This window comes from Nocardioides humi, assembly GCF_006494775.1.
GTDB classification, from domain to species: domain Bacteria; phylum Actinomycetota; class Actinomycetes; order Propionibacteriales; family Nocardioidaceae; genus Nocardioides; species Nocardioides humi.
Genome location: NZ_CP041146.1, coordinates 1,006,870 through 1,032,275, shown reverse-complemented (window position 1 = coordinate 1,032,275; position 25,406 = coordinate 1,006,870). Strand labels below are relative to the sequence as shown.

Genomic DNA, 25,406 nt, shown 5'->3' with positions numbered 1-25,406 from the left:
GAGATTGATCGGCGGTTCCCTACTGCATGAAGGTCCGCGGGCAGGAGGCTCCGGCGCAGTCGCGGGTCTCCGCCCACAGCCGGCGCAGCTCCTTGCGCACGCTCTTGAACCGCGGGTCCCGGTAGATGTTGTAGAGCTGGTAGGGGTCGGACTTCGCGTAGTAGATCTCGCCGCGCCCCTTGCGCCCGCGCACGTAGGTCCACGGCCCCACGATCACCCCGGTGTAGAGCGGCTCGAGGCCGCCCTTGACCGGCCAGCCGGCGACCGGGATGACGCGCCGGGTGGCGTCGCTGTCGAGCCACGGCATCACGTCGACGCCGTCGGCGTCGCGGTCGAGGGTGGTGCCGGCGAGGGCGGCGAACGTCGGTGCCCAGTCGGCGTTGGTCACCGGCGCCTGCGTGGTGATGCCGGCCGGGAGCCCCGGGCCGCGGATGAACATCGGGATGCCGATGCTGTCGCGGAAGTACCACAGCTTGCCGTTGAGGTTGTGCTCCCCGACAGTGAAGCCGTTGTCGGAGGTCACCACGACATAGGTGTCGTCGAGCTGGCCGGTCTCGCGCAGGGTGTCGACCGTGCGGGCGATGGCGCGGTCGACGGCCTGGAGGGACTCGACCCGCTGCTGGCGCGCCTCGCGCAGCCCCGCGCGGCGCTCCGGGGAGCTCTTCTGGCGCGCGGCCCGGACCAGCGCCTTGTCGGAGGGGTCCTCCTCGAACATCTCCGGCGTGGTGTCGAGCTCGAGGTCGGAGAACGTGTCCTTGTCCTGCTTGTCGGGGACCGTGGTCGAGATGCCCTCCGGGTCGTCGTCCTCGTGGGGGCTGCCGTGGTGCGGGGCGACGTAGTTGACCCACAGGTACCACGGGTCGTCGCTGTCGGCGCGGTCCTCGATCAGGCCGTTCGACTGGTCGCTGAGCAGCGTCGTGGAGTAGGTGTCGTAGTCCTTGATCCGGCCGTCCACGAGCAGCTGCGGGTGCTCGAAGTTGTACGTCGCGAAGTCGACCGTCGGGCGCCACACGGTCCAGCCCGGCGGCTCGTGGTGCACCTCGCTCTTCGTGTACCCGTTGAGGTACTTGCCGACCATCATCGTGTCGTAGCCCGCCTTCTGCAGGCTGACCGGCAGCGTGTCCTCGTCGTCGAACGCGTGGTAGCCGCCGCCCTCCCCGCTGATGGTGACCGCGCCGTGGTTGTTGGCGTACTGGCCGGTCAGCAGCGAGGCGCGGGCGGGCACGCAGATCGGGGTGGGCGCGAGGCCGTTGGCGATGGTGACGCCCTGGTCGGCGATCAGCTCCTGCAGGTGCGGCATGAACTGCATGTCCTTGAGCGCCGCGTCGTCCATCGTGATCATCAGCAGGTTCGGCTGCTCGGGCGACGTGATCGGCACCGGGGTCGCCTCCGGGCCCAGCACGGTGTCCTGCTCCGTCGGCGCCGCGACCTCGGCCTGCTCGCCCGGCGGCTGGTACTTCACCGCCGGCCGCTTCTCCTCGGCCCCGCCGCCACCCCCGCCCGTGCAGGCGGCGAGCACGCTCGCGCTCAGGACGGCGGCGGTGGCCAGCCGGAGTCGGCCGGGGCGTGTCACGCGTCGATCTCCTTCTCGGTGGTGGCGTCGGCGGCACAGCGGAAGCCGAGGTTCGAGGCGCTGGAGTCCGGTGGTGCCGCGGAACGGGCGGCGACCCGGTACCGGTTGCAGTACGAGTCGTGGCACAGGAACGACCCCCGCGCATCACGCGGACCGTACCAGAGGCCGGGCCGCGCGGATCGCGCCGCGGCCGGTCGGTGTACGCCCCCGGGTCGAACCAGTCGGCGCACCACTCCCACACGTTCCCGACCATCTGGTGGAGGCCGTAGCCGTTGGGGGAGTACGCCGTCACCGGCGCGGTGGTCGTCCAGCCGTCCTCGGCGGTGTTGCTGGCCGGGAAGCTGCCCTGGAAGATGTTGCACCGCCAGGCGCCGTCGGCCATCAGGTCGTCCCCCCAGGGGTAGCGCTTCGCGGCGAGGCCGCCGCGGGCGGCGTACTCCCACTCGGCCTCGGTCGGCAGCCGCCTCCCGGCCCATCGGGCGAAGGCCAGGGCGTCGTCGTGGGAGACGTGGACCACCGGATGGTCGGCCCGGTCGGCGAGGTCCGAGAGCGGGCCCTCGGGGTGCCGCCAGTCCGCGCCGCGCACGCCCACCCACCACGGCGTCGCGGGGGAGTAGCCCAGCACGTCGGCGAGCGGGGCCGCGACGTCGGTGTGGAAGACGGCGGAGTAGCCCTCGGTCTCGGCCGTGGTCCGGTGGCCGGTCGCGTCGACGAAGGCCGCGAAGGCGGCGTTGGTCACCGTGGTCGTGCCGAGCAGGAAGGCGGACAGCTCGACCTCGTGGACCGGTCGCTCGCCGTCGCCGGCGTAGCCGTCCCCGAAGTGGTCGCCCAGGACGGCCCGGCCCGCCGGGATCGCCGCCATGGCCGACGGGTCGGTGCCCCGCAGCTCCGCCGGCGGCGCGGCCGGGGCCGCCCCCGAGCGGGCGTCGAGGCCGGCAGGGACGCAACACGCAGGCTGATCGGACATCGCCGACCAGTCTGCCCCGGCCCGCGAAGAGATCCGGTGATCGGGGTGTGTCGTTTACCATTCCCGACGTGGCGGAGCATGGGAAGCGCGGCGCGCGCGCGAGCAGGCGGCAGGGCCCTGCCGTCTCCTCCCTCGACGTCGTCGTCACGCTCGTGGCGGTGGTCGTGGTGCTCGCCGGGCTCAGCGTCTCGCTGATCTTCCCGCCGGGCGCTCCGGACACGCCGGACGCCTCGATCGCGCGCGAGGGGAAGCGCACGACGCCGGCGGTGGTCGCCACCGACGTCCCCGTCCCGGAGGCCACCGAGACCGGCGGCGTGGTCGTCCCGCCGCTGGCGATGGAGGCCGAGCGGCAGTCCGCCCAGCTGGTCTGCCAGGCCCTGATCGGGACCCACGAGTTCACGGCCCTCTCCTACAACATCAAGTCGGGGCGCGCCGGCGGCCTGGAGCGGCTGCTCGGCGTGATGCAGCGCTCGACGGCCGACGTGATCCTGCTGCAGGAGGTCGACAACAAGCGCCGCAGCACCGGCAGCGTCGACCAGGCCGCCTGGTTCGCCGGCCGCCTCGGCGGGTGGCACTCCGCGTTCGGCCGCAACGTGACCTTCGGCGACGGCCTCTACGGCACCGCCGTCGTGTCGAAGTACCCGATCGTCTCCTCGGTCAACACGCCGCTGCCCAACAGCGGCAAGGCGCAGCCGCGAGGGCTGCTGCACGTCGTGATCGACGTCGAGGGCGTCGAGGTCAGCATCTACAGCACCCACCTCGACAACACGTCCAACAACATCCGCACGGCCCAGGCCAGCCGGATCTCCAGCATGCTGGCGGCCGACCCGCGGCCCAAGATCCTCGGCGGCGACATGAACGCCTGGCCCGGCGCCGGGCCTGCCCGGATCCTCACCTCGCGGCTCACCGACAGCTTCGTCGTGGCCGGCCGGGGCGGCGGCGCCACCCACCCCGCGAACCGGCCGCGCGGGCGCATCGACTACCTGCTGTACGGCGGTCCGGAGCTGAAGGCGCTCAGCGCCGACGTGCTTCCCGACGGGGGGTCCGACCACCTCGCCGTCCGGGCCCGCTACGAGCTCGGCGGGATCAAGACCGAGAAGTGCAGCGGCGACGGCAAGGCCAAGGGCGAGGCCAAGAGCGACTGACCGGCCGGCCGCGCGGGTGGGGCGCGGGAGGCGGGTTTCGGCGCCTCCTGGTGGGTATAGTTCCCGCGTCAAAGGGTCGAGAGCCGCCTGCACCCGCGAGGGGTGCTCCGTTCGGAGCCCGATCGGTTTTCGGGTGGAGTGGGTAGGGAGTCAGGGACGTGGCGAATGTGTGGGGGACCTCGTCGACGGTCGGCCGGACCAGAGGAATGGCGGCGCTCGTCGCGCTGCTGCTCGCGGCGGGGCTGCTGGTCGCCGGCCAGGGGAGCGTGAGCCGCGCGGAGGCCGCTGCGGTGGCCGCGCCGGCGGCGGTGTCGACCACGTCGGCGGCCGAGGCCGCGACGAAGCGCAAGCCGAACCCGGCGTTCGTGGTGAAGCCCGGGATCGTGTTCAACCACCCGTTCAAGAAGAAGAAGCGCACCAAGATCCAGCGCAAGATCATCAAGACGGTCAAGAACGTCGAGGCCGGCCAGACGATCCGGCTGATGACCTGGAACTTCGACTCGCCCATCTACAACAAGGTGTTCATCGCCGCCCACAAGCGCGGCGTCTCGGTGCAGATCATCATGGCCCGCGGGCTCGCCCGGGGCAGGGCCCCGGCCGCTCGTACCCCGTGCTGCGCAACGCGCTCAAGAAGGGCAACGCCGACCGGCCCAAGGAGCTGCGCAGCTGGATCCGCACCTGCGTCTCCACCTGCCGCGGCAAGGGCGGCGCGATGCACTCCAAGCTGATGCTGGTCAGCCGCTCGGGCGCGACGAACTGGATCGTGATGCAGGGCTCCGGCAACTTCACCGGCGCCGCGGCGTACAACCAGTTCAACGACTGGACCACGGTCACCGAGGACCAGGCGGTCTACGAGGGCTGGATGCAGATGTGGAAGCAGTCCACGAAGGACAAGAACTTCCCGCCGCTGCGGTTCACCGTCGGCAACATCACCTCCATCTTCGCCCCGCACCGCGACAAGGTCGACCCGGCGCTGAAGGTGCTCAACGAGGTGAAGTGCTCCGGCGCCACCAACACCGCCAACGGACGCACGAAGGTCCGCATCGCCAACGCGGTGTGGGGCGACGAGCGGGGCGCCCGGATCGCCCGCAAGGTCCGCGAGCTGCACAACCAGGGCTGCGACGTCCGGCTGGTGTTCATGATGATGTCCGGGAAGATCCGCAGCATCCTCGCCGGCCTGCCGGCGAAGCAGATGGTCTACATCACCGGTGCGACGGCCAACAAGTTCAAGGACCGCTACGTCCACCTCAAGGGCCTCGCCGTCCAGGGCAATGTCGACGGCCGCAGCGACGGCAACGTCGTGCTGTCCAGCAGCGAGAACTGGACCCAGCTGGGCTGGCACTCCGACGAGCAGAACATCATCTTCTACGACGACGCGGCGATGGCGGCCAAGTACGCCGACTGGGTCGACGTCATCTACCGGCAGGCGCCGCGGACGCTGGCCAACTACGTCAACTCCGCGGACCCGGACCCGAAGGTCCGGATCAAGCCCGGCAGCGAGTATCTCAGCCCGAAGGACTACCCCTTCCACGAGCTCGAAGCCGAGTTGAACTGACGAGACGCATCCCGGGCCCGGGTCGCTGCTGAGAGAATGCAGCGGCCCGGGCTTCGGGCGCCCGTGAGCAAGGGGACCTGAGACATCGGAGAGGACGACCCATGGCGCAGCGAGTGGTGCTGCACATCGGCACCATGAAGTCGGGGACCAGCTTCCTCCAGAACGTGCTCGGGGAGAACAAGGCGGAGCTGGCCGAGCGGGGGGTGCTCTTCCCCGGCCGCCGGTGGCGCCGCCAGGTCCGGGCGGTGCGCGAGCTGATCGCGTACGGCGGTCCCGGCCAGCCGCCGATGCCGCCCGCCGGCTACTGGCAGCAGCTCGTCGACGAGATCCGGGCCTGGCCCGGCACCGCCGTCGTGTCGATGGAGTACCTCGCGCCCCGTGACGAGCGGCAGATCCAGCGGATCCGCAAGACGTTCCCGGAGAGCCGGGTCGAGGCCGTGCTGACCTGCCGCGATCTCGGGCGCAATGTGCCCGCGATGTGGCTGGAGTCGATGCAGAACGGCGGGGTGACCGGCTGGGAGGACTATGTCGCCGCGCTCGGCACCCGCAAGGACGGCACCGAGTCCACCGCCCGGTTCTGGCGCCACCAGGACGTGCCGACGATCGCGTCCCGCTGGGCCAAGGCGCTCGACAAGGGCGCGCTCAGCCTGGTCACCGTCCCGCCGCCGGGCGCGCCGGGCGACCTGCTGTGGCGCCGGTTCGCCGAGGTGCTCGGGACCGACCCCGACGCGGTCGGCCTCGACGTCCGCAGCAACCCCAGCATCGACCTGCCCAGCGCCCTCCTGCTGCTCGAGCTCAACCGGCGCTTCCGCCCCGACGGCAAGGGCGACCTGCCGCCGTTCTACGACCGGCTGGTCAAGCACCAGGTGGCCAAGCGCGGGCTCTCCCTGCGCGAGGGCGGCGGCCAGCGGCTCGGGTACGACGACCCGTGGGTCCGCGCCAAGGGCGAGGAGCAGGTGACCCGCCTGCGCAAGGCCCGGCATCGCGTCGTCGGCGACCTCGACGAGCTCCGCCCGGTCCCGGTGCCCGGCCTCCAGCCCGCGGACGTTCCTGCCGAGGACGTGCTGCGGGCCGCGGTCGACGCCCTCGAGATCGCCCTGTCCCGCTGGAGCAGGTCCCGGGGCCTCACGGAGGGGGAGCAGCGATGAGGTGGCGTGGTCGCCGCGAGGACGCGCCGGCGCCGGGTCCCGGCCCGGCCGCGACGGACCGGCCGTCGAGCGACGGGCTGCCGCGCGTCGCCGCCATCACCATGACTCGCGACAGCGGCCCGGTGCTGCGGCGCTGGGTCGAGCACTACCAGCGCCAGCTCCGCGCCGACGACGTCTTCGTGGTCGACGACCACAGCGTCGACGGCTCGACCGACGACCTCCCGTGCACGGTGCTGCGCCTGCCCTACCTCGACAAGTACACCTTCGAGCCGTCCCGGATGGGCATCCTCAGCGGCCTGGCCACGTCCCTGCTCTTCGCGTACGACGCCGTGCTGCTCGCCGACGCCGACGAGTTCGTGGTCGCCGACCCCGCGAAGCACGACTCGCTGCGCCACTTCGCGGCCGCCCGTCAGGGCAGCGCCGTCGCCGGCGTCCTGGGCTACAACGTGATCCACCGCGTGGACGTCGAGCCTCCGCTCGACTTCGCCGCCCCCTCGCTGCTGCGGCAGCGGGAGTTCGCCCGGTTCACCCCGCTGATGTGCAAGCCGGCGCTGAAGTGGGTGGACGCCGACTGGGCCCACGCCTCCCACGGCATCCGGCACCCGTTCGAGCCCGACCCCGAGCTGTTCATGTTCCACCTCAAGTTCGCCGACGTCGACCAGCTCCGGCTGCTCGCCGAGCAGCGCCACCAGGCCGCCGTCGTCGAGGGCCGCGCGGTGAAGTCCGGCTGGAGCCGCCCGACCGACGAGATCGTGGAGGCGCTGCGCACGGCCGCCGCCCAGATCGCCACCGCCGAGGAGCAGGGGGAGCTCGGCCGGTTCCGGCCGGGACCGAAGAAGATCGCGGCGATCGTGCAGAACGAGGGCGACCTGTGGCGGGCCACCGGCGCCGGCCAGCACCTCGCGCTGGCGCGGCCGCCGTACGTCCGGATCCCCGACGAGCTCCGCGACCTGGTGTGACATGGCCGACCTGACCGTCACCGCCGTCGACGACGACGGACTGCTGCTCGCCGTCGAGGACGAGGACCGGGCGCTGGACGTGCTCTTCGACGGCCGCCGGATCTGGTCCTTCTGGTCCCTGCGCGACACCATCGAGAGCGACACGACCGAGGGCGCGGAGGCCGAGCGCCGGATCGCCTGGCCCGAGCGGATGCTCCGCTTCCTTCACGGGGTCACCCGGCTGAGCGTGCGCGACCACGTCGCCGGCACCGTGCTCTACGACGAGGAGATGTCCTTCGGCGACGGCGACGAACGGATCGCGTTCGTCAACAAGCAGGGGCTGCCGATCGCCCTGGACAAGTCGGGCCGCTTCCACCCCGAGTTCTCCGTGCGCAGCGGTGACCAGCTCGAGCCGCTGCTGGAGGCGATGCACCGGGTGATCGCGGTCCTCGAGGAGGAGGGGATCGCCGCCTTCCCGGCGTACGGCACCCTGCTCGGCGCGGTCCGCGAGCAGGACTTCCTGGGCCACGACTCCGACGCCGACCTCGGCTACGTCTCGCGGCACGTCTCGCCCGCCGAGGTCGTGCGCGAGTCCTTCCGGCTGCAGCGCGCGCTGGCCGTCCGGGGCATGGCGACCTTCCGCTACAGCGGCGGCGCGTTCCGGATCGACGTCGAGGAGAGCGACGGCTCGGTGCGCGGGCTCGACCTGTTCGGCGGCTTCTTCGCCGGCGACGGCCGGCTCTACCTGATGGGCGAGGTCGGCGTGGACTTCCGCGAGGAGTGGATCTTCCCGCTGTCCACGGTCACCCTCGCCGGCCACGAGTTCCCGGCGCCCGCCGAGCCCGAGCGGCTGCTCGAGGCGATGTACGGCCCGCACTGGCGGGTCCCGGACCCCGCCTTCAAGTTCGAGACGTCGGCCCGCACCAAGGCCCGGCTCGACAGCTGGTTCCGCGGCCTCTCCCCGTTCCGGCGCGACTGGCAGCGCAACCAGGCCCACCGCAAGGCCGACGTCGACGCCCCCGCCTCCGACCTGGCCGGGCGGCTCGCGGCCGACACCGCCGTGGGCACCCACGTCCTCGACGTCGGCGCCGGGCGGGGGAGCGACGCGCTCCACCTCGCGCGCGCGGGCTTCCGCACGACGGCCTACGACTACGTGCCGCAGACCCTGCGCAAGGCCGAGCGGGTCGCCGGGCGCGAGGGCGCCCCCCTCGACGTACGGATGCTCAGCCTCACCCAGCTCCGCTCCGTCCTCGCCGAGGGCGCCCGGATCGCGCGCCAGGAGGGACCGCGCGCCATGCTGGCGCGGCACGTCCTCGACGCGACCACCGAGCTCGGCCGCGAGGGACTGCTGCGGTTCGCCGCGATGACCCTGCGCGGCGGCGGGCGGCTGCACGCCGAGTTCGCGACGGGCGAGGGCGAGGCCGGCGAGGGTTTGTATCCTGTTGCCCTCGACGGGGTCCTGGCGGCGATCGGACGGTTCGGGGGCTCGGTCGTGTCGGCGGACGTCGAGCCCGGCCCGCGGGTCGCGCCGGACGCGCCGTCGTGGTCGCCCGGTGGTGAAGATGGTGAGAGAAGAGATGACCCGATGACGCAGAATCGCTGGAACCTGTTCGCGACCGTCCGCGCCCAGCGGCTGCGGATCGAGGCGCTCGAGACCGAGGTGGCCGAGCTGCAGCGCCACTACGTGCGCGTGGCCGAGCTGGTCGACGTCGTCCAGGAGCTGCTGATCCCCGTCGCCCAGCAGGACGAGGCCCGGATCGCCGAGGCGATCGAGGCGTTCGAGAAGAGCCTGTAGGGAGATCTCGTGGTGTCTCGCCGCGTCTTCGTCCACATCGGGCTGCCCAAGACGGCCACGACCTACCTCCAGACCATCGTCTGGGCCTCGCGGGACCGGCTGCGGGAGGACGGCGTGCTGCTGCCCGGGTTGGGTCGCTTCGACCACCTGTGGAGCAGCCGCATCGTGCGCGAGGACCCGCGTCTCCCGAAGGCGACCGAGGAGCACCGGACCGCGTGGGAGCGCCTGCGCGCCGAGATCGCGGCGTACGACGGCGACGCGCTGATCACCCACGAGTTCTTCGCCGCGGCGAGCGCGGAGCAGGCGGCCCGGATGGCCGAGCAGCTCGCCCCGGCCGAGGTGCACGTCGTGGTCACCGCCCGCGACCTGCTGGGGCTGTTCACGGCCAGCTGGCAGGAGAGCCTGAAGAACCGCGGCACGACGCCGATGGCCGACTACTCCCGTGAGGTCTCCGACGACCCCCGCGACGTGTGGAACTGGCGCACCCTCGACCTGCACCTGGTCCTCCAGCGCTGGTCGGCGGCGGTCCCGCACGAGCGCATCCACGTCCTCCCGCTCGACACCTCCGCCGCCCGCGACGAGATCTGGCACCGGTTCGCGGGCCTGCTCGGCCTGCGCGCGGACGCCTACGACCTGAGCCAGTCCTTCCCGAACGAGTCGATGGGCGTGGTCGAGGCCGAGGTGCTGCGCCGCGTCAACGAGCGCCTCGTAGCGCGCCGGTCGCTGGGCGCCGCGCGGGACCGCGGCATGTTCATCCGCACCTTCCTCGCCGACGAGCGGCTGGTGCCGCGGCGGGGGGAGAAGTTCTGGCCGCAGGCCGAGCGGATCGAGGAGTGCCGCCGCCGCAACGAGGCGGCGCTCGACTACCTGCGCAGCCATCCGGTCGACGTCGTCGGCGACCTGGCCCGGCTGGAGATCCCCGCCGAGCTGCCGCCGCGGCGTACTCCCGACACGGTCACCGAGGCGGAGGTGGCCGCCGCCGCCACCGACCTGCTCGCGACGATGCTCGGCGACGTCCGCGACCTCCGGGTCGCCGCCGCTCCGGCCCCGGCGAAGCGCGGCCTGCTCGGCGCCCTCCGCAGGCGCTGATCGCTCACCATCCAAGCTCAGGTTGGCCCAGGACCTGCCGAAGGGTCCCAGGAATTCCGACGCTGCCCGATATCACGGGACCCGTGTATTCCCGGACGAATGACATCGTTGTCATTCTCCTAATTACATTCTTGTAGTTATTCGCCCTGTATTGCATTGGTGAAGTTGTTACTGATGTGATTCCTGAGGAAATTGTTCGCTCGGCGCATGTGGGCGCCGTGATTCGGGAGGTCCCATGCGCAGGCTGAGCTCGCTTCGATGGCTCCGTGCCCTACCGGCGACGGTCACCGCGCTCGCGGTCCTCGCGACCCTCCTGGTCCTCGCGGCGGCGAGCACCGGGGGCGGGCGCAGCGAGCTGGAGAACACCGCGGCGGCCTCGGACCCGGGCGGCGCCAGCGGCATCCGCCTGGTGCAGGCGAACATCAAGTCCGGGATGGCGGCCGGCAAGACGGCGGCCGACCTCGGCCAGGTCTTCGCGCAGGTCCCCGACTTCATCACGTTCAACGAGGTCTCCAGCCGTCCCGACGCGCTGCTGGCCCCTCCGGGCTACGCCATCCAGCGCACGCCCGGCACCTACACCGGCGCGACCGCGGTCGTCTGGGACACCTCGCGGTGGACGAAGATCGCCGCCGGCACCTACAACATCACCGACGTCTGGGGGAAGACGAAGAACCAGAAGGTGCACTGGGGCGTCCGGTACGCCAACTGGGTGACCGTGCGCAACCCCGAGGGTCGCGTGGTCTCCGTCGTCGCGGTGCACTTCGCGCCGGCGTCCAAGTACACCCAGGGCCTCACGCTGCCGTCGTACCAGCGCCTGGCGGGCCTCGCGCAGACCCTGTCGGCGAGCGGCCCGGTGCTGATGGCCGGCGACGTCAACGTGAACTTCCGCACCGCGGCGTACCCGCGCAACGAGATCGCCGCGCTGGGCCTGGTCAACGTCTTCGACCTGTTCGGCGTCGCCCCGGGCACCCACGACAGCGGCGCGGTCATCGACCACGCCTACCTCTACCAGGGCGACCCGCTGCTGCCGGTGACGAACCTGACCACGGTCCCGCTGCACTCCGACCACCACCTGCTCGCCGTCGACCTGGGCAATGTCGGCCCGCGGGCCGGGGCCTTCGCGCCCGGCTGGGTCTCGAACAAGAGCGACAAGAAGGCCACGATGCGGCTGGTCAAGCAGGCGATCAAGCAGGCGCCGCCGGGCTCGGCCCTCCACCTCGCGACCAAGAAGCTCTCCGGCAACGGCATCTACAAGGCGATCGTGAAGGCCCGCGCCCGCGGCGTCGAGGTCCAGATCATCACCGGGCACGGCAAGGCGACCCCGCTGGACCGCAAGCTCGCGAAGCTGCTCGGCACCAAGAAGAAGCACAAGTCGTGGGCCAAGCGGAAGTCGAACTGGGCCCGCACCGGCCTGCCGCGCTCGCTCGTGCTGGCCAGCATGTCCGGCGGCACCCGCGCGGTCCGGATCGACTACAACCGTGCCTGGGTGCCCAAGCAGCAGAAGAAGTCGGGCTCCGCCGCGCAGATCCGCTCCGACCAGTTCGGCTACGACGAGATGTTCATCCGCTACTTCGCGGCGGTCGGCCGGACGATCTGACCGGCGCTCTCGACGGGCTGTCCGGGCGGCCGCGTGACCTGCCTCACGTCCCGGGTCTCGGCACTCGTTCGAGGGGACCCGGGGTGTCTACTCGCGGGTACAGTGCCGTGCGGCAGCACGAGCGCCGTGCCAGTTGCGAAGGGGAGAACCGATGACCCGGCTTTGTCAGACCGAGGGCCTCACCGAGGACCAGACCGAGATCCTGAAGGCCGTGCGGGTCTTCGTGGACGAGCAGATCATCCCGGTGGCCCAGGAGCTCGAGCACGCGGACGAGTACCCGCAGGAGATCGTCGACGGTCTCAAGGAGCTCGGTGTCTTCGGCCTGACCATCCCCGAGGAGTACGGCGGCCTGGGGGAGTCGCTGCTGACCTACGCGCTGGTGGTCGAGGAGATCGCCCGGGGCTGGATGAGCGTCTCGGGCGTCATCAACACCCACTTCATCGTGGCCTACCTGCTGATGCAGCACGGCACCGAGGAACAGAAGCAGAAGTACCTCCCGCGGATGGCGACCGGTGAGGTGCGGGGCGCGTTCTCGATGTCCGAGCCCGGCCTCGGCTCCGACGTCTCCGCGGTCTCGACCAAGGCCACGAAGCAGGACGACGGGTCGTACTCGATCACCGGGCAGAAGATGTGGCTGACCAACGGCGCCACCTCGACCCTGGTCGCGCTGCTGGTCAAGACCGACGAGGGCGCCGAGAGCGTCTACAAGAACATGACGACCTTCCTGGTGGAGAAGGAGGCCGGGTTCGGGGAGACCGCGCAGGGCGTCACCGTGCCGGGCAAGATCGACAAGATGGGCTACAAGGGCGTCGAGACGACCGAGCTCATCCTCGAGAACCACCAGATCGCCGCGGAGCAGGTCCTCGGCGGGGAGCCGGGCAAGGGCTTCTTCCAGATGATGGACGGCGTCGAGGTCGGCCGGGTCAACGTCGCCGCGCGTGCGTGCGGCCTGGCGTGGCGGGGCTTCGAGCTCGGGGTGGCCTACGCCCAGCAGCGCAAGACGTTCGGGAAGGTGATCGCCGAGCACCAGGCGGTGCTGTTCCGGATCGCGGAGATGGCGACCAAGGTCGAGACCGCGCACAGCATGATGGTCCGCGCCGCGCGGCTGAAGGACACCGGGAAGCGGATGGACGTCGAGGCCGGCATGGCCAAGATGATCGCCAGCGAGTACGCCAACGAGGTCGTCGAGGACTCCTTCCGGATCCACGGCGGCTACGGCTACTCCAAGGAGTACGAGATCGAGCGCCTCATGCGTGAGGTCAAGTTCATGCTCATCGGCGAGGGCACCTCCGACATCCAGAAGATGATCATCGGCCGCCAGCTGCTCAAGGAGTACAAGCTCAAGTGAGCGGCGCGACAGGGGGATCCAAGACCAACCCCGGCAACTTCTTCGAGGACTTCGAGGTCGGCCAGGTCATCCGGCACGCCACGCCGCGCACGGTGACCGAGGGCGACCGGGCCGTCTACGGCTCGCTCTACCCGACCCGGTTCGCGGTGCCGTCCTCCGCCGAGTTCGCCGCCTCGGTTGGCCTCGACCCCCACCCGGTCGAGGACCTGATCGCCTTCCACATCGCTTTCGGCAAGACCGTCCCCGACGTCTCGCTCAACGCGGTCGCCAACCTCGGGTACGCCGAGTGCCGGTTCCACCGCCCGGTGGTGCCCGGCGACACGCTGAGCACCACGTCGGAGGTGATCGGCCTCAAGCAGAACTCCAACGGGAGGAGCGGGGTCGTCTACGTCCGCTCCACCGCCACCGACCAGCGCGGCGAGATCGCGCTGGACTGGGCGCGCTGGGTGATGGTCCACAAGCGCGACACCGATGCGCCGGCCCCCGAGGCCGTCGTCCCCGAGCTCGCGCCGGCCGTGGCCGCCGCGGACCTGGTCGTGCCCGCGGGCCTCGACTTCACGTCGTACGACTTCGGGGCGGCCGGCGAGCCGCACCGCCTCGACGACTACGTCGTGGGGGAGCGGATCGACCACGTCGACGGCGTGACGCTGACCGAGTCCGAGCACCAGCAGGCCACCCGGCTGTGGCAGAACACCGCGAAGGTGCACTTCAACACCGAGGCGCGGCCCGACGGCCGCAACCTGGTGTACGGCGGCCACATCATCTCGATGGCCCGCGCGCTGTCCTTCAACGGGCTCGCCAACGCCCAGCTGATCGCGGCCATCAACGCCGGCGCCCACACCGCCCCGGCGTTCGCCGGCGACACCGTCTACGCCTGGTCGGAGGTCCTCGACAAGGCCGAGACGGCCGCCCCCGGCGTCGGCGCGCTCCGGCTGCGGCTGGTCGCCACCAAGGGCCGGGACGAGTCGATGACCCTGCGCGGCGAGGACGGCAAGTACGCCTCCGGCGTGCTGCTCGACCTCGACTGCTGGGCGCTCATCCCGCGCTGATCCGCACGTTCTTGATCGTGTAGGTCACCTCGTCGTCGACGGCCTGCGCGATCCGGTCGAGCATGACCGAGTCGGGGTGGTCCTGGCCCGCGGGCCACTCGACGCTCGCCTTGTCGACGTCGGGGTCGTTGGCCATCTCGATGACGTCCTGGATGGTGAGCTGCGCGAACTCCGGCACCGCGCCGCCGGGCACCGTGTCGTCGAGGGCGACGGCGTTCGCGACCTCGCCGTCGCGCACGGTCACCTCCACCGGCCCGGTCTGGGGGCAGAAGCAGAGCACCTCGAGCTCGTAGGTGTAGTCCTGCGGCGCGAACGCCGGGTACGACGCACTGCCGGCGCTCGGCGTGCCCGACCCCGTCGGCGTGCCGCTCGGGCTCGCGGAGGCGGTCGTCCGGTCCGCGGCGCGGTCCGACTCCTTGGTGCACGCGGTCGCCGTCAGCAGCAGGGCTGAGGTCAGGGCGGCGGTCAGGGCGGCGGCAGGCAGGCGCATGGTGCTCATGATGCCTGGGACGGCTCAGCGGGCCGACAGGTTCCCCCGGGCACAAAACTGGAACAAGTTCCATTTCGGCCGTGACCTGAGTCACAGGCGCTCGTTGGTCCAGCACCGGTCGTCCGCGGCCGGCGACCTGTTGCGCTGTCCCATCGAGAGGTCCGCATGCCCCGAAACTCTCGCGTGCGACGTCTGGCCGGCGTCGCCGCCGTGGTGCTCGCCCTCTCGGCGTGCGGCTCCCAGCTCGACCCCGCGACGGTCGCCCGGGTCAACGGGCAGGCCGGTGGGGACGGCTCCGGGCAGCAGCCCGGCGCGGTCGCCGACCCGGTGTCCGGCTCCGACGAGAGCGTGGCGGGCGGCGACGGCGAGGTCGCCGGGGGCGACGTGGCGGCGCCCGGGGACGCCGGCGCCGCGGACCCCGCGGCCGGCGCCGACAGTTCTGGTACGGCGGGCGGCGGCTCCGGCGGCAAGGCGAAGGGCAAGGGCTCGCCGACCGGCGGCGTCAAGGCGGCGTCCTGCGAGGGGTTCAAGAACCAGACCGGCATCACGGACAGCACGATCACCCTGGCCAACGTGGCGGACCTGTCGGGACCGGTGCCCGGCATCTTCGAGGCGTCGCAGCAGGCGGCCCGCGCCTATGTGGCGTACTTCAACTCCCAGAACACCCTCTGCGGGCGCAAGCTCGCGCTGCTCAACCTCGACAGTCGCGCCGACGCCGGCGCGGACCAGCAGGCCTACACGAAGGCGTGCGCCGGCGCGTTCGCGGCCGTCGGGTCGATGGGCGCCTTCGACTCCGGCGGCGCGGCGGCGGCCCAGGGCTGCGGCCTGCCGGACATCCGGACCACGACCACCACGCCCGAGCGGGCGGCCTGCTCGACCTGCTTCGGCATCTACTCCATCCGCCCCAACCTGATCGCCGACTCCGGCCCGAAGTGGCTCGCCGCGCAGTACCCCGAGGCCACCAAGAACGTCGGGGTCCTCTACATCAACGCCGGCGCCGCGGTGGTCAACGCCAAGAGCCAGGCCGCGGCGTGGGGGAAGATGGGCTGGACCATCAACTACCTCCAGGGCATCGACGTCGCGGAGTTCAACTTCGCGCCCTACGTCCAGCAGCTCAAGGACAAGGGCATCAAGATGGTGGTCTACACCGGGCCCTACCAGAACACCGTCAAGCTGCAGCAGGCCATGCAGCAGCAGGGCTACAAGCCCGACGTCTTCATGCAGGACCCGACCGTCTACGACCAGCGCTACGTCCAGCAGGCCGGGGCGCTCGCCGAGGGCACCTACGTGTACTCGACCACGGACCTGTTCGAGAACAAGAGCAACCCCGAGATCCAGCTGTACCTCTCCTGGCTGCAGCAGGTGAAGCCGGGCGCGGTGCCGAACTTCTACGGCCTCTTCGCGTGGTCGGCGACCCGTCTCTTCGTCGAGCAGTCCCTGGCGCTCGGCGGGAAGCTCACCCGGGAGTCGCTGGTCGCGGCGATGCGCAAGGTCGACGACTGGACCGGCAACGGCGCCCACACGGCGATGCGGGTGGGCACCGCGGAGACGCCGCCGTGCCAGAAGATCATCCAGTACAAGGGCGGCCGCTGGCAGCAGGTCTCGCCCGGGAGCTGGCTGTGCGGCAACGTCGTCAACTCGGGAGTGGGGGCTGAGGAGTGCGCACCCGCTGGCGTCGTACCGCAGGAGCCGGCCTCGCCCTGGTCGCGCTCACCGCCTGCGGGTCCCAGCTCGACCCGGCGATGGTGGCGCGGACCACCGGCCAGGGCGCCACGACGGGGGTCGACGCCGAGACCGGCGGCGACACCGGACCGCCTGCGGGTGAGGCACCCGCGGGCGACGTACCGGCCGCGGGAGAGGCGCCCGCGGCCGGTACCGGTGGGGACGCCGGTACGCCGGAGGGTGGCGGCGACGCCGGCGGAGGGACGGGAGGTGGAGCGAAGGCCAAGGGCAAGGGCTCGCCCACCGGCGGCGCGAAGGCCGCGTCCTGCGAGGGCTTCAAGAACCAGACCGGCATCACCGACAGCACGATCACCCTCGCCAACGTCTCCGACATCTCCGGCCCGGTGCCCGGCATCTTCGAGTCCGCCCAGCAGGCGACCCGCGCCTATGTCGAGTACTTCAACTCCCAGAACACCCTCTGCGGGCGCAAGCTCGCGCTGCTCAACCTCGACAGCCGCGCCGACGCCGGCGCCGACCAGCAGGCCTACGTCAAGGCGTGCGCCGACGCGTTCGCCGCGGTCGGCTCGATGTCGGCCTTCGACTCCGGCGGCGCGGCCACCGCCGGCTCGTGCGGCCTGCCCGACCTCCGCTCCACGATCGTCAACCCGGAGCGACAGGCCTGCAAGTCGTGCGTCGGGGCCTACTCCATCCGCACCAACCTGATCTCCGACCCGGCCGCGAAGTGGCTGGCCGCGAAGTTCCCCGAGGCCGTGAAGAACGCCGCCTTCCTCTACATCAACGCCGGCGCGGCACCGGTCAACGCCAAGAGCCTGGCCGCCGGCTACGAGAAGGCCGCCGGCTGGTCGGCGACGTACGTCCAGGGCATCGACGTCGCCGAGTTCAACTTCGCGCCGTACGTCCAGCAGATGAAGGACAAGGGCGTCCGGGCGGTCGTCTACTACGGGCCCTACCAGAACACCGTGAAGCTGCAGCAGGCCATGCAGCAGCAGGGCTTCAAGCCGGACTTCTACCTCCAGGACCCCACCATCTACGACAAGCGGTACGTCGACCAGGCGGGCGCCGTCGCCGAGGGCGCCTACGTCTTCTCGCCCAACGACCTGTTCGAGAACAAGGGCAACGCCGAGGTCCAGCTCTACCTGTCCTGGCTGCAGCAGGTGAAGCCGGGCGCCATCCCCAACTACTACGGACTGTTCGCCTGGTCCGCCGCACGGCTGTTCGTGGAGAAGGCGATCGCGCTCGGCGGCAAGCTGACCCGCGCCTCGCTGGTCGACGCGGTCCGGGCGACCACCGCCTGGACCGGCAACGGCGCCCACACCGCGATGAACATCGCGACGGGTGCGACCCCGCCCTGCCTGAAGATGATCCAGTTCAGCGGCGGCAAGTGGCAGCAGGTGTCGTCCGGCGGCTACCTGTGCGGCAGCGTCGTCGACTCCGGGATCGGAGGCTGAGCCATGTCGTCCCTCTTCGCCTACACGCTGCTGGGCCTGTTCACAGGCGCGGCGTACGCCATCATGGCCAGCGGCCTGGTGCTGACCTACACCACCACGCGGGTGTTCAACATCGCCCACGGCGCGTTCGGCATGTTCCTGTCCTTCGTGTTCTGGGACTTCACCCAGCGCCAGGGGCTGCCGACCGTGTTGTCGCTGGTCCTGGTGCTCGGCGTCGTGGCGCCGGCGATCGGCTGGTTCATCCAGCGCTTCGTCACCCGCGGTCTCGGCGAGGGACCCGTCTCCGTCGCCCTCGTCGTCACCGTCGGCCTCCTCGTCGGGCTGATCGGCCTGGCCCAGCAGATCTGGCCACCGGAGCCCCGGGTGCTGCTCCCGTTCTGGTCCGGCACCGGCTGGCAGCTCGGCGACACCTTCGTCACCGCCCACCAGCTGGTCACCCTCGTCTGCGCGATCCTCGTGGCCTTCGGGCTCTACCTCCTGCTCAGCCGGACCCGGATCGGCACGGCGATGCGGGCCTCGGTCGACAACCCCGAGCTGCTCAAGCTGTTCGGCGGCAAGCCCGACCGCGTGGCCGCCCTGTCCTGGGCGATCGGCATGTCGCTGGCCGCGCTCGGCGGCATCCTGCTGACGCCCGTCGTGCTGCTCGACTACTACGCACTCACCCTGCTGGTGATCAACGCGTACGCCGCCGCGATGCTCGGCCGGCTCAAGAGCCTCCCCATGACCTTCGCCGGGGCCATGATCCTGGGCGTCCTGGAGTCGTGGGCGGTCGGGTACCTGCCCACCGACGGCTTCCTGGCCTCCTTCCGCCCGGTGATCCCCGCGCTCTTCCTGTTCGCGATCGTCGTGCTGATGCCGCAGGCGCAGCTGCGGATCGGCCAGGTCAAGGGCATCGTCACCGCGCCGGTCCCGACCCTGCGGCTCTCGCTCGGCTCCGGCGCCGGACTCCTCGTGGTGGCGCTGCTCCTGGTCAACCTCGTGGCGCCCAACCAGGTGCTGCTCATCGGCGTCGCGGCGACCTACGCGATCGTGATGCTCTCGCTGGTCCTGCTGACCGGGTACGGCGGGCACGTCTCCCTCGCCCAGTTCACCTTCGCCGGCGTCGGTGCGCTCGCCTACGCCAAGCTCGACGAGCCGAACCTGATCGGGCTCCTCCTCTCGGCCCTGATCGCCGCCGGGGTCGGCGCCCTCGTCGCGCTGCCGGTGCTGCGGCTGACCGGCCTCTACCTCGCGCTCTCGACGATGGCCTTCGCCGTCCTCATGGACAAGGTGGTCTTCAACGCCGACTTCGCGTTCCAGTTCAACGGCACCCTGGCCGCCGAGCGGCTCTCGATCCTCGGCCTGCGGATCGGATCCGACACGTCGTACGTGTGGTTCATGGTGCTCGCCTTCGTGCTGCTCGCGCTGGGCGTGCTCGTGCTGCGGCGCGGTGCGCTCGGCCGGCTGCTCATCGCGATGCGGGACAGCCCCTCGGCCTGCGGCACCCTCGGCCTGGACCTGCGCTGGTTCCGGGTCGGCCTGTTCGCGCTGTCGGCGGGCATCGCCGGACTCGCGGGCGGGCTGTTCGCCGGCCTGCGCGGGACGGTCGGCGCCGCGGACTTCCTCTACTTCCAGTCGCTGCTCGTGCTGCTGCTCGCCGTCGTCTTCGGCGCCACCTCGGTGACCGGTGCGCTGCTCGGCGGCGTCGCGCTGATGCTGCTGCCGGAGCTCCAGGCCTCCCAGCCGGGCATGGCCGGCCTGCTGTTCGCCGTCATCGGCTTCGGCGCGGTGCTGCTCGGCCGCGACCCCAACGGCCTCGCGAACCACCTGTTCCGGGTGGGCCGCTGGCTGCGCTCGCGGCTCGCGCCCGGGCTGGAGGGGCGGCTGCAGGGGCTGCTGCCCCGCGGTGGGACGGCCGACGGCGCGGACGGCTCGGTCGACGTACCGCTGGTGGAAGTGCCGGGCGCCGCGGAGCCGGTGGCGATCGAGAAGGCGGGCTGACATGGCGCTCCTCGAGGTCGACGACGTGGTCGTCCGGTTCGGCGGGGTGACCGCCGTCAACCGGGCGAGCTTCACCGCGGACCGCGGCGTGATCACCGGGCTGATCGGGCCCAACGGCGCGGGCAAGACGACCTGCTTCAACGTGATCACCGGCCTGCAGCGGCCCACCAAGGGCCGGGTCCGCTACCGCGACCGCGACGTCACCGGCTGGCCGGTGCACCGCCGCGCCCGGCACGGCATCGGCCGCACCTTCCAGCGGCTCGAGGCCTTCGGGTCGCTGACGGTGCGCGACAACGTCCGGGTCGCGCAGGAGATCCACGGCGGACCGCTGGCCTGGCTCGGCAGCCGGCGGGGCGCGCTCGGCGTCGACGTCCTGCTCGACCGGGTCGGCATCGCCGAGTACGCCGACGAGCGGGCCGACTCGATCCCCACCGGCACCGCACGGCTGCTCGAGCTGGCCCGCTGCCTGGCCGGCGACCCGCGGCTGCTGCTCCTCGACGAGCCGTCCTCGGGCCTCGACGAGACCGAGACCGACGCCTTCGGCGCGCTGCTCGTCGAGCTCGCGGCGGAGGGCTGCTCGATCCTGATGGTCGAGCACGACATGGACCTGGTGATGAGCGTGTGCCACGAGATCCACGTCCTAGACTTCGGCGAGATCATCGCCTCGGGCGCACCGGCCGACATCCGCACCGACCCGAGCGTCCAGCGCGCCTACCTCGGCTACGCGGAGGACGAGGGGGACACCAGCGTGCTGGAGCCCGTGGCCGAGGAGGTGCTCCCGTGAGCGTCCCGATCCTCGATGTCATCGACCTGCACGCGGCGTACGGCCGGATCGAGGTGCTGCGCGGGGTCGACCTCTCCGTGCCGCGCGGCGCGGTGATGGCGCTGCTCGGTCCCAACGGCGCGGGCAAGTCGACGCTGGTGAAGGTGATCAGCGGCCAGAAGGAGGCCACGTCCGGCGACATCCACCTGGCCGGCGTGCACGTGCAGGGCGCTCGCTCCGACGACCTGGCCAGAGTCGGGCTGTGCACCATCCCCGAGGGCAGGTCGGTGTTCCCGAACCTGACCGTCGAGGAGAACCTGGTCCTGATGTCGTACGCCGGCGTGCCGGCCTCGGCCGTCCTCGACACCGCCTACACCTACTTCCCGCGCCTGCACGAGCGGCGCCACCAGCTCGCCGGCACCATGTCGGGCGGCGAGCAGCAGATGCTGGCCATGTCGCGGGCGCTGGCCTCCGACCCCGCCCTGCTGCTGCTCGACGAGCTGTCGATGGGGCTGGCGCCGCTCATCGTCGACGAGCTCTACGAGACCGTCGCCCGGATCGCCGAGTCCGGCGTGTCCATCCTCTGCATCGAGCAGTTCGCCCGCACCGCCCTGCGGGTCGCGGACTACGCGGCCGTGATGAGCGGCGGGCGCATCGTGGCCACCGGCGAGCCCGGCGAGATCCTCGAGACCATGGCCGACGTCATCCTGGGAGGCGCAGCATGAACAGGTTCCGACTCCTCGTGGCGGGAGGCATCGTCGCCGCCCTCGCCGCCGGTCCCGGCGTCCCGCCCGCGACCGCCGACGACGGCGATGGGGCGGCGGCGCCGCGGCGTACGGCGGCTTCACGACGCAGGCCTGGTCGGCGCCGATCCGGGTCGAGATCTTCGAGCCGAGCATCCCGATCCCGGTCGACGCCGGGCAGGCGCAGGTCGAGTTCGACATGGGCTACAGCAAGGTCAAGGCCGACTCGGGCGAGTCCCGCGGCCGGGCCAGCCTGTTCTGGCCGGGCGACCCGGTCGGCGAGGGCCTGAAGACCTTCGCCGAGCAGCTCGGGCTGCCGCCCAACCCGCTGACGGACGGCGGGTACCCGATGCAGGTCAACTCGCAGTATCCCGGCGACACGCCGACCCAGACGGACGACACGATCCCGGGCGCGATCATGACGACGACGTCGGGGAGGGCGTCGCGACCGCCGAGACCGGCTTCTCGCCGGACGGCGCGGTGCTGGGGCCGGACGGCGCCACCGGCGACGGCTCTCGGAAGAGCGGGCTGCTCGACCTGCTCAACGGCGTCACCGGCCTGCTCACCGGCGGCCTCGGCGCCACCGCGCCGACCACCCGCGCCGCCGCGCCCGGCCTGCCGCCCGAGCTGGCCGCGCTCGTCGACGTCGACGGCTACGTGTCCACCAGCAGGATGGAGGCCAAGGAGGGCAAGGTCGTCGGCGTCTCCCGCGCGACCCTCGGCGAGATCCGGCTGCTCGGCGGGCTGATCACGCTCGGCGGTGTGGAGGCCGTCGCGAAGACGACCTCGGACGGCACCACCGGTACGGCGACCGGCCGCTCCGCCTGGGGCACGCTGGCGATCGCCGGGCAGGAGTTCGGCATCGGCCCGGACGGCGCCATCGCGATGGGCAGGACCACGCCGATCCCCGGCCTCGACAAGCTCCCGCTCGACGCGCTCAAGGCGCTCGGCGTGACCCTCGAGGTGCCCGAGCAGGTCCGCACCGTCGACGGCGACGCCGGCACCAGCCTCTCGCAGGGCCTGCGGATCACCATCGACACGCTGCTCCTCTCGCCGCTGCTCAAGGCGCTCCCGGCCAACGTGCTGGCCGAGCTGATCCCCGCCCAGGCAGGCCCCCTCAAGGGCGTCGTCTCCGGCCTCTCCAACCTGGCGCCGCGCGTGGTGATCACGCTCGGGGTCGCCAAGGCCGAGGTCGACACCGTCCCGCCCATGGACGTCTCCGCGCCGCAGCCCGGCGAGGAGGCCGCGCCGCCGGCGGCCGCCGAGGAGGCGGCGCCCGCACCCGCGGCGGGCGGGGTCGGCGTACCCTCGGCGGCCGGACCGTCCCCGGTCGGCGCCGTGCCGGCGGGTGGCGGCACGGGACCGGTCGAGCAGCTGGCCGACGCCGCGCCCGCCAGCGCCGGGCTGCCCGAGCTGTTCTCCATCCCGGGGATGCTCCTCGTCGCCGCCTTCGCCCTCGCAGCGGTCGCGGGCTCCTGGTTCCGCCGGCTCGGCGCCGCCGCGCTCGGCATCGGCGCCTCCTGCCCCCACGGCCTCGACAGCGGCCTTCCCGACCTCCGAAAGGCATGACATGACCACAGCCGCCACTCCGTCGGGCAGCCGGGCCGGCAGCCTGCCCCGGGCCGGGGACTCCGGCCGCTCCGGCATCGCGCCCCTCAAGGACAACCACTACGCCCTGCTCCAGGTCGTGCTGTTCTGGGCGGGCGCGATCATGCTCCCGCTCGGGATCGTGGTGATCATCCTGGGCTGGTACGGCGCCGCCAACACGCCGTACCAGTGGGACCAGATGTCCTACGTCGTCTCCGGCGGCATGCTCGGCCTGGGCCTGACCTTCGTCGGCGGGTTCCTCTACTTCGGCGCCTGGCTCGCCCGGATCGCGGCCGACGGCCGGGAGTCGTCCAAGCGGCTCGCCGACACGCTGCTCGTGCTCGCCGAGGTGACCGCGACGTCGGCGCGCACCGACGACCAGGGCCACGACGTCGGCGCGATCCCGGTCACCGCCGGCGGCGGCACCACCATGCACCGGCGCGACTGCGCGCTGATCGCCCACCGCGACGACCTCGTCCCGGTGGGCGAGGACAACGCGCACCTGGCTACGTGCCGGGTGTGCCGGCCGACCGCTCGGCGCTGACCGCTGGGGCGCGTCTCCCTGTTCCCCGCCTGCTACGCGGCGTTTCCGACTCGATCTGGCGGCGTTGGGGCCGCTCGACGTGCGATCCAGCATGCCGTCGCGTCCCCGCCTTGCCAGATCGGCCGGAAACACCGCTCGCGACGGCGCCGAACAGGGAGACACGCCCTAGCGCTCCCGGCCCGCCCGGGTCCCGAACCAGCGGGCCAGGGGGAGCAGGGCCAGCACCAGCACCATCGGGACGACGAAGCCGAACCGGAGCTCGTCCTGCCCCACCACCCCGGTCAGCACCGCGCCGAGCAGGCCGCCCACGTAGTTGAACTGGTTGAACCGAGCGATCACGGCGTCCACCCGCTCGACCGAGCCGCCGGCGATCCGCGCCGCCGCAGAGAAGCTCAGCGGCGCCACCACCGAGATCCCGGCGCCGGTCAGCGTGAAGCCGAGCACCGCCACCGGCCAGGTCGGCGCCGCCGTGACCACCGCCAGTCCGCCGCACGCGACCACCGCACCGACGCGCAGGACCGGCGTGGCGCCGTACCTCTCGACGAGGGAGTCGCCGGCGAGGCGGACCAGGAGGCTCGCGACGAGGTAGGGGAGCGTCGCCAGCGCGACCCACCGCGACGGCGCGTCGAACACCTCGTCGAGGTAGACCGCGCCCCAGGTCTGCGAGGCGGTGTCGACCATGTAGAACACGACCATGCCGAGGCCGACCATGAGGATCGGGCGCCACGGGATCGCGAGCACGGCCGTCGCCGGGACGGCGGTGGCTCCGGCGTCGCGGGGGAGGAACCTCGCGCCGGCGACGACCAGGGGGAGCACCGTGATCAGCGCCGTCCAGGCCAGGTCGACGTGCGCCGTCGCCAGCGTCACGGCCGCGCCGAGCAGGCCGCCGAAGGTCCACGCGCCGTGGAAGCTCGGCAGGATCGTGCGTCCGTAGCGCCGCTCCAGCGCGACCGCCTGCATGTTGGTGCTCGCGTCGACCATGCCCAGCCCGACGCCGTAGCCGGCGACGCCGAGGAGGTACGCCGCCCACGCGGGCGCCGCGAGCATCAGCGCCGCACCGCCCGCGATGAGTACCAGCCCCGCCCGCAGCACCCGGGCGCTGGCCGTGCGCGCCGCCAGCGTCTCCGCGAGCACCGAGCCGCCGCCGGCGAGCAGCACGATCGCGAGCAGCACGCCCGAGACCTCCAGCTCGGACAGCTCCCAGCGGTCCTTGATGTCGGGCAGGCGGGTGGTGAGGCCGATGAAGACGAAGCCCTGGGTGGCGAAGCCGGCGGCGACGGCGAGCCGGTAGCGGGCCAGGGGCACGCGACTTTCGGTGCGGGGCATGAGCGGGATCCTGCCACCGCCGATGCGTGGCTGGCAGGATGTCGGCCATGGCCGATTCCGCGTTGCTGGCCCGGCACGGTGCGACGGAGTGGAGCGTCTCGGGACGGCACACCTCCCGCACCGACCTCCCGCTGCTCCCCGAGGGCGAGGAGGTCGCGCGCGGTCTCGCCGCACGGCTCGCCGACCGGGACTTCGCCGAGGTGCTGACCAGTCCGCTGCTGCGGGCGCGTCGTACCGCCGAGCTGGCGGGCTTCGCCGACGCCGAGGTCTGCGACGACCTGCGCGAGTGGGGGTACGGCGACTACGAGGGCCGCACCACCGCGGAGATCCGGCAGGACGTGCCCGGCTGGACGATCTGGACCCACCCGTGCCCCGGCGGCGAGCCGGCCGAGGAGGTCGCGGCCCGCTGCGACCGCGTCGTCGCCCGGATCCGCGAGGTCGACGGCCCGGTCCTCGTGTTCGCCCACGGCCACCTGCTGCGCGCGCTCGCCGCTCGCTGGCTGGGCCTGCCCGTCGGCGAGGGGCGGCTGTTCCGTCTCGACACCGCGACCCTCTCCGAGCTCGGGCACGAGCGGGAGACGCCCGTGCTGCTGCGGTGGAACTGCTGATGCGGGCTCGAGCTCCCAGGGTGCTTGACG

Annotated in this window: 20 protein-coding genes and 2 pseudogenes; 18 read left to right on the top strand and 4 right to left on the bottom strand. The window is 72.0% G+C overall.

Going from position 1 to position 25,406, the window contains the following annotated elements; translation table 11 throughout:
- Positions 1 to 19: 19 nt before the first annotated feature.
- Positions 20 to 1,573 carry a sulfatase family protein gene (locus FIV44_RS05035; protein ID WP_141003505.1) on the bottom strand — a complete coding sequence of 518 codons (1,554 nt, stop codon included), beginning with the start codon at positions 1,571 to 1,573 and terminating at the stop codon, positions 20 to 22.
- Positions 1,570 to 2,540 (bottom strand): annotated as a pseudogene (locus FIV44_RS05030) (formylglycine-generating enzyme family protein). Before FIV44_RS05030 ends, FIV44_RS05035 begins: the two are co-directional and overlap by 4 nt.
- Positions 2,541 to 2,608: 68 nt before the next feature.
- On the opposite strand from FIV44_RS05030, the gene FIV44_RS05025 reads away from it, so the two are divergent.
- From FIV44_RS05025 to FIV44_RS04980, 10 genes are all read left to right on the top strand, one after another.
- Complete coding sequence (locus FIV44_RS05025) at positions 2,609 to 3,685, top strand: endonuclease/exonuclease/phosphatase family protein (protein ID WP_141003504.1); 1,077 nt, start codon at positions 2,609 to 2,611, stop codon at positions 3,683 to 3,685.
- Positions 3,686 to 3,843: 158 nt separating this feature from the next.
- Positions 3,844 to 4,413 (top strand): phospholipase D-like domain-containing protein, encoded by a 570-nt coding sequence (locus FIV44_RS05020; RefSeq protein WP_181411002.1) that lies wholly within the window; start codon positions 3,844 to 3,846, stop codon positions 4,411 to 4,413.
- Positions 4,296 to 5,240: a phospholipase D-like domain-containing protein gene (locus tag FIV44_RS05015; protein WP_181411001.1), complete on the top strand. Its 945-nt coding sequence runs from the start codon at positions 4,296 to 4,298 to the stop codon at positions 5,238 to 5,240. The genes FIV44_RS05020 and FIV44_RS05015 overlap by 118 nt, the downstream gene beginning before the upstream one ends.
- A gap of 101 nt (positions 5,241 to 5,341) precedes the next feature.
- A complete protein-coding gene (locus FIV44_RS05010; protein ID WP_141003501.1) occupies positions 5,342 to 6,388 on the top strand; it encodes a hypothetical protein in 1,047 nt (348 codons plus the stop codon).
- Positions 6,385 to 7,347 carry a glycosyltransferase family 2 protein gene (locus tag FIV44_RS05005; protein ID WP_141003500.1) on the top strand — a complete coding sequence of 321 codons (963 nt, stop codon included), beginning with the start codon at positions 6,385 to 6,387 and terminating at the stop codon, positions 7,345 to 7,347. Before FIV44_RS05010 ends, FIV44_RS05005 begins: the two co-directional genes overlap by 4 nt.
- 1 nt (position 7,348) lies before the next feature.
- Positions 7,349 to 9,121, top strand: a complete 1,773-nt coding sequence (locus FIV44_RS05000) for a DUF6752 domain-containing protein (RefSeq protein WP_141003499.1) — start codon at positions 7,349 to 7,351, stop codon at positions 9,119 to 9,121.
- A 9-nt stretch (positions 9,122 to 9,130) separates the two neighbouring features.
- Positions 9,131 to 10,210, top strand: a complete 1,080-nt coding sequence (locus tag FIV44_RS04995; RefSeq protein WP_141003498.1) for a hypothetical protein — start codon at positions 9,131 to 9,133, stop codon at positions 10,208 to 10,210.
- Between the two features lie 235 nt (positions 10,211 to 10,445).
- The gene (locus FIV44_RS04990) at positions 10,446 to 11,807 is read left to right on the top strand and encodes an endonuclease/exonuclease/phosphatase family protein (protein WP_141003497.1); all 1,362 of its coding nucleotides are present in this window, start codon (positions 10,446 to 10,448) and stop codon (positions 11,805 to 11,807) included.
- Between the two features lie 151 nt (positions 11,808 to 11,958).
- Positions 11,959 to 13,155, top strand: coding sequence for an acyl-CoA dehydrogenase family protein (locus FIV44_RS04985; protein ID WP_141003496.1), 1,197 nt, complete (start codon positions 11,959 to 11,961; stop codon positions 13,153 to 13,155).
- Positions 13,152 to 14,204, top strand: a complete 1,053-nt coding sequence (locus tag FIV44_RS04980) for a MaoC family dehydratase (RefSeq protein WP_141003495.1) — start codon at positions 13,152 to 13,154, stop codon at positions 14,202 to 14,204. Before FIV44_RS04985 ends, FIV44_RS04980 begins: the two co-directional genes overlap by 4 nt.
- On the opposite strand, the gene FIV44_RS04975 is transcribed toward FIV44_RS04980, so the two are convergent.
- Complete coding sequence (locus FIV44_RS04975; protein WP_141003494.1) at positions 14,191 to 14,694, bottom strand: DUF6174 domain-containing protein; 504 nt, start codon at positions 14,692 to 14,694, stop codon at positions 14,191 to 14,193. The two genes, FIV44_RS04980 and FIV44_RS04975, sit on opposite strands and share 14 nt — an antisense overlap.
- Before the next feature lie 165 nt (positions 14,695 to 14,859).
- On the opposite strand from FIV44_RS04975, the pseudogene FIV44_RS31830 reads away from it, so the two are divergent.
- The 7 genes and pseudogenes from FIV44_RS31830 to FIV44_RS04940 form a co-directional block, all read left to right on the top strand.
- A pseudogene (locus FIV44_RS31830) lies at positions 14,860 to 16,221 on the top strand (ABC transporter substrate-binding protein); the annotation flags it as partial.
- A gap of 215 nt (positions 16,222 to 16,436) precedes the next feature.
- Positions 16,437 to 17,825 (top strand): ABC transporter substrate-binding protein, encoded by a 1,389-nt coding sequence (locus FIV44_RS31825; RefSeq protein WP_141003492.1) that lies wholly within the window; start codon positions 16,437 to 16,439, stop codon positions 17,823 to 17,825.
- A gap of 3 nt (positions 17,826 to 17,828) precedes the next feature.
- Positions 17,829 to 19,805 carry an ABC transporter permease gene (locus tag FIV44_RS04960; protein ID WP_141003491.1) on the top strand — a complete coding sequence of 659 codons (1,977 nt, stop codon included), beginning with the start codon at positions 17,829 to 17,831 and terminating at the stop codon, positions 19,803 to 19,805.
- A gap of 1 nt (position 19,806) precedes the next feature.
- Entirely contained in the window at positions 19,807 to 20,589 is a 783-nt protein-coding gene (locus FIV44_RS04955) for an ABC transporter ATP-binding protein (protein ID WP_141003490.1), read from the top strand.
- Positions 20,586 to 21,293 (top strand): ABC transporter ATP-binding protein, encoded by a 708-nt coding sequence (locus FIV44_RS04950; RefSeq protein ID WP_141003489.1) that lies wholly within the window; start codon positions 20,586 to 20,588, stop codon positions 21,291 to 21,293. The genes FIV44_RS04955 and FIV44_RS04950 overlap by 4 nt, the downstream gene beginning before the upstream one ends.
- A gap of 498 nt (positions 21,294 to 21,791) precedes the next feature.
- On the top strand, positions 21,792 to 22,880 hold the full coding sequence (locus FIV44_RS04945) for a choice-of-anchor P family protein (RefSeq protein ID WP_141003488.1): 1,089 nt from the start codon (positions 21,792 to 21,794) through the stop codon (positions 22,878 to 22,880).
- Position 22,881: 1 nt separating this feature from the next.
- The gene (locus FIV44_RS04940) at positions 22,882 to 23,442 is read left to right on the top strand and encodes a hypothetical protein (RefSeq protein WP_141003487.1); all 561 of its coding nucleotides are present in this window, start codon (positions 22,882 to 22,884) and stop codon (positions 23,440 to 23,442) included.
- A gap of 165 nt (positions 23,443 to 23,607) precedes the next feature.
- On the opposite strand, the gene FIV44_RS04935 is transcribed toward FIV44_RS04940, so the two are convergent.
- Positions 23,608 to 24,768 (bottom strand): MFS transporter, encoded by a 1,161-nt coding sequence (locus FIV44_RS04935; RefSeq protein ID WP_246086815.1) that lies wholly within the window; start codon positions 24,766 to 24,768, stop codon positions 23,608 to 23,610.
- A 47-nt stretch (positions 24,769 to 24,815) separates the two neighbouring features.
- Here FIV44_RS04935 and FIV44_RS04930 point away from each other — a divergent pair, with 47 nt between their 5' ends.
- Complete coding sequence (locus tag FIV44_RS04930) at positions 24,816 to 25,376, top strand: histidine phosphatase family protein (RefSeq protein ID WP_246086814.1); 561 nt, start codon at positions 24,816 to 24,818, stop codon at positions 25,374 to 25,376.
- Positions 25,377 to 25,406: the final 30 nt, after the last annotated feature.

Bases quoted from the DNA above. Each gene is read 5' to 3' on its own strand.
- FIV44_RS04990 (WP_141003497.1), top strand. From the start codon at position 10,446: ATGCGCAGGCTGAGCTCGCTTCGATGGCTCCGTGCCCTACCGGCGACG.
- FIV44_RS04985 (WP_141003496.1), top strand. From the start codon at position 11,959: ATGACCCGGCTTTGTCAGACCGAGGGCCTCACCGAGGACCAGACCGAG.
- FIV44_RS04960 (WP_141003491.1), top strand. From the start codon at position 17,829: ATGTCGTCCCTCTTCGCCTACACGCTGCTGGGCCTGTTCACAGGCGCG.
- FIV44_RS05010 (WP_141003501.1), top strand. From the start codon at position 5,342: ATGGCGCAGCGAGTGGTGCTGCACATCGGCACCATGAAGTCGGGGACC.
- FIV44_RS04940 (WP_141003487.1), top strand. From the start codon at position 22,882: ATGACCACAGCCGCCACTCCGTCGGGCAGCCGGGCCGGCAGCCTGCCC.
- FIV44_RS05005 (WP_141003500.1), top strand. From the start codon at position 6,385: ATGAGGTGGCGTGGTCGCCGCGAGGACGCGCCGGCGCCGGGTCCCGGC.
- FIV44_RS04930 (WP_246086814.1), top strand. From the start codon at position 24,816: ATGGCCGATTCCGCGTTGCTGGCCCGGCACGGTGCGACGGAGTGGAGC.
- FIV44_RS04935 (WP_246086815.1), bottom strand. From the start codon at position 24,768: ATGCCCCGCACCGAAAGTCGCGTGCCCCTGGCCCGCTACCGGCTCGCC.
- FIV44_RS04975 (WP_141003494.1), bottom strand. From the start codon at position 14,694: ATGCGCCTGCCTGCCGCCGCCCTGACCGCCGCCCTGACCTCAGCCCTG.
- FIV44_RS04955 (WP_141003490.1), top strand. From the start codon at position 19,807: ATGGCGCTCCTCGAGGTCGACGACGTGGTCGTCCGGTTCGGCGGGGTG.
- FIV44_RS31825 (WP_141003492.1), top strand. From the start codon at position 16,437: ATGGTGGCGCGGACCACCGGCCAGGGCGCCACGACGGGGGTCGACGCC.
- FIV44_RS05000 (WP_141003499.1), top strand. From the start codon at position 7,349: ATGGCCGACCTGACCGTCACCGCCGTCGACGACGACGGACTGCTGCTC.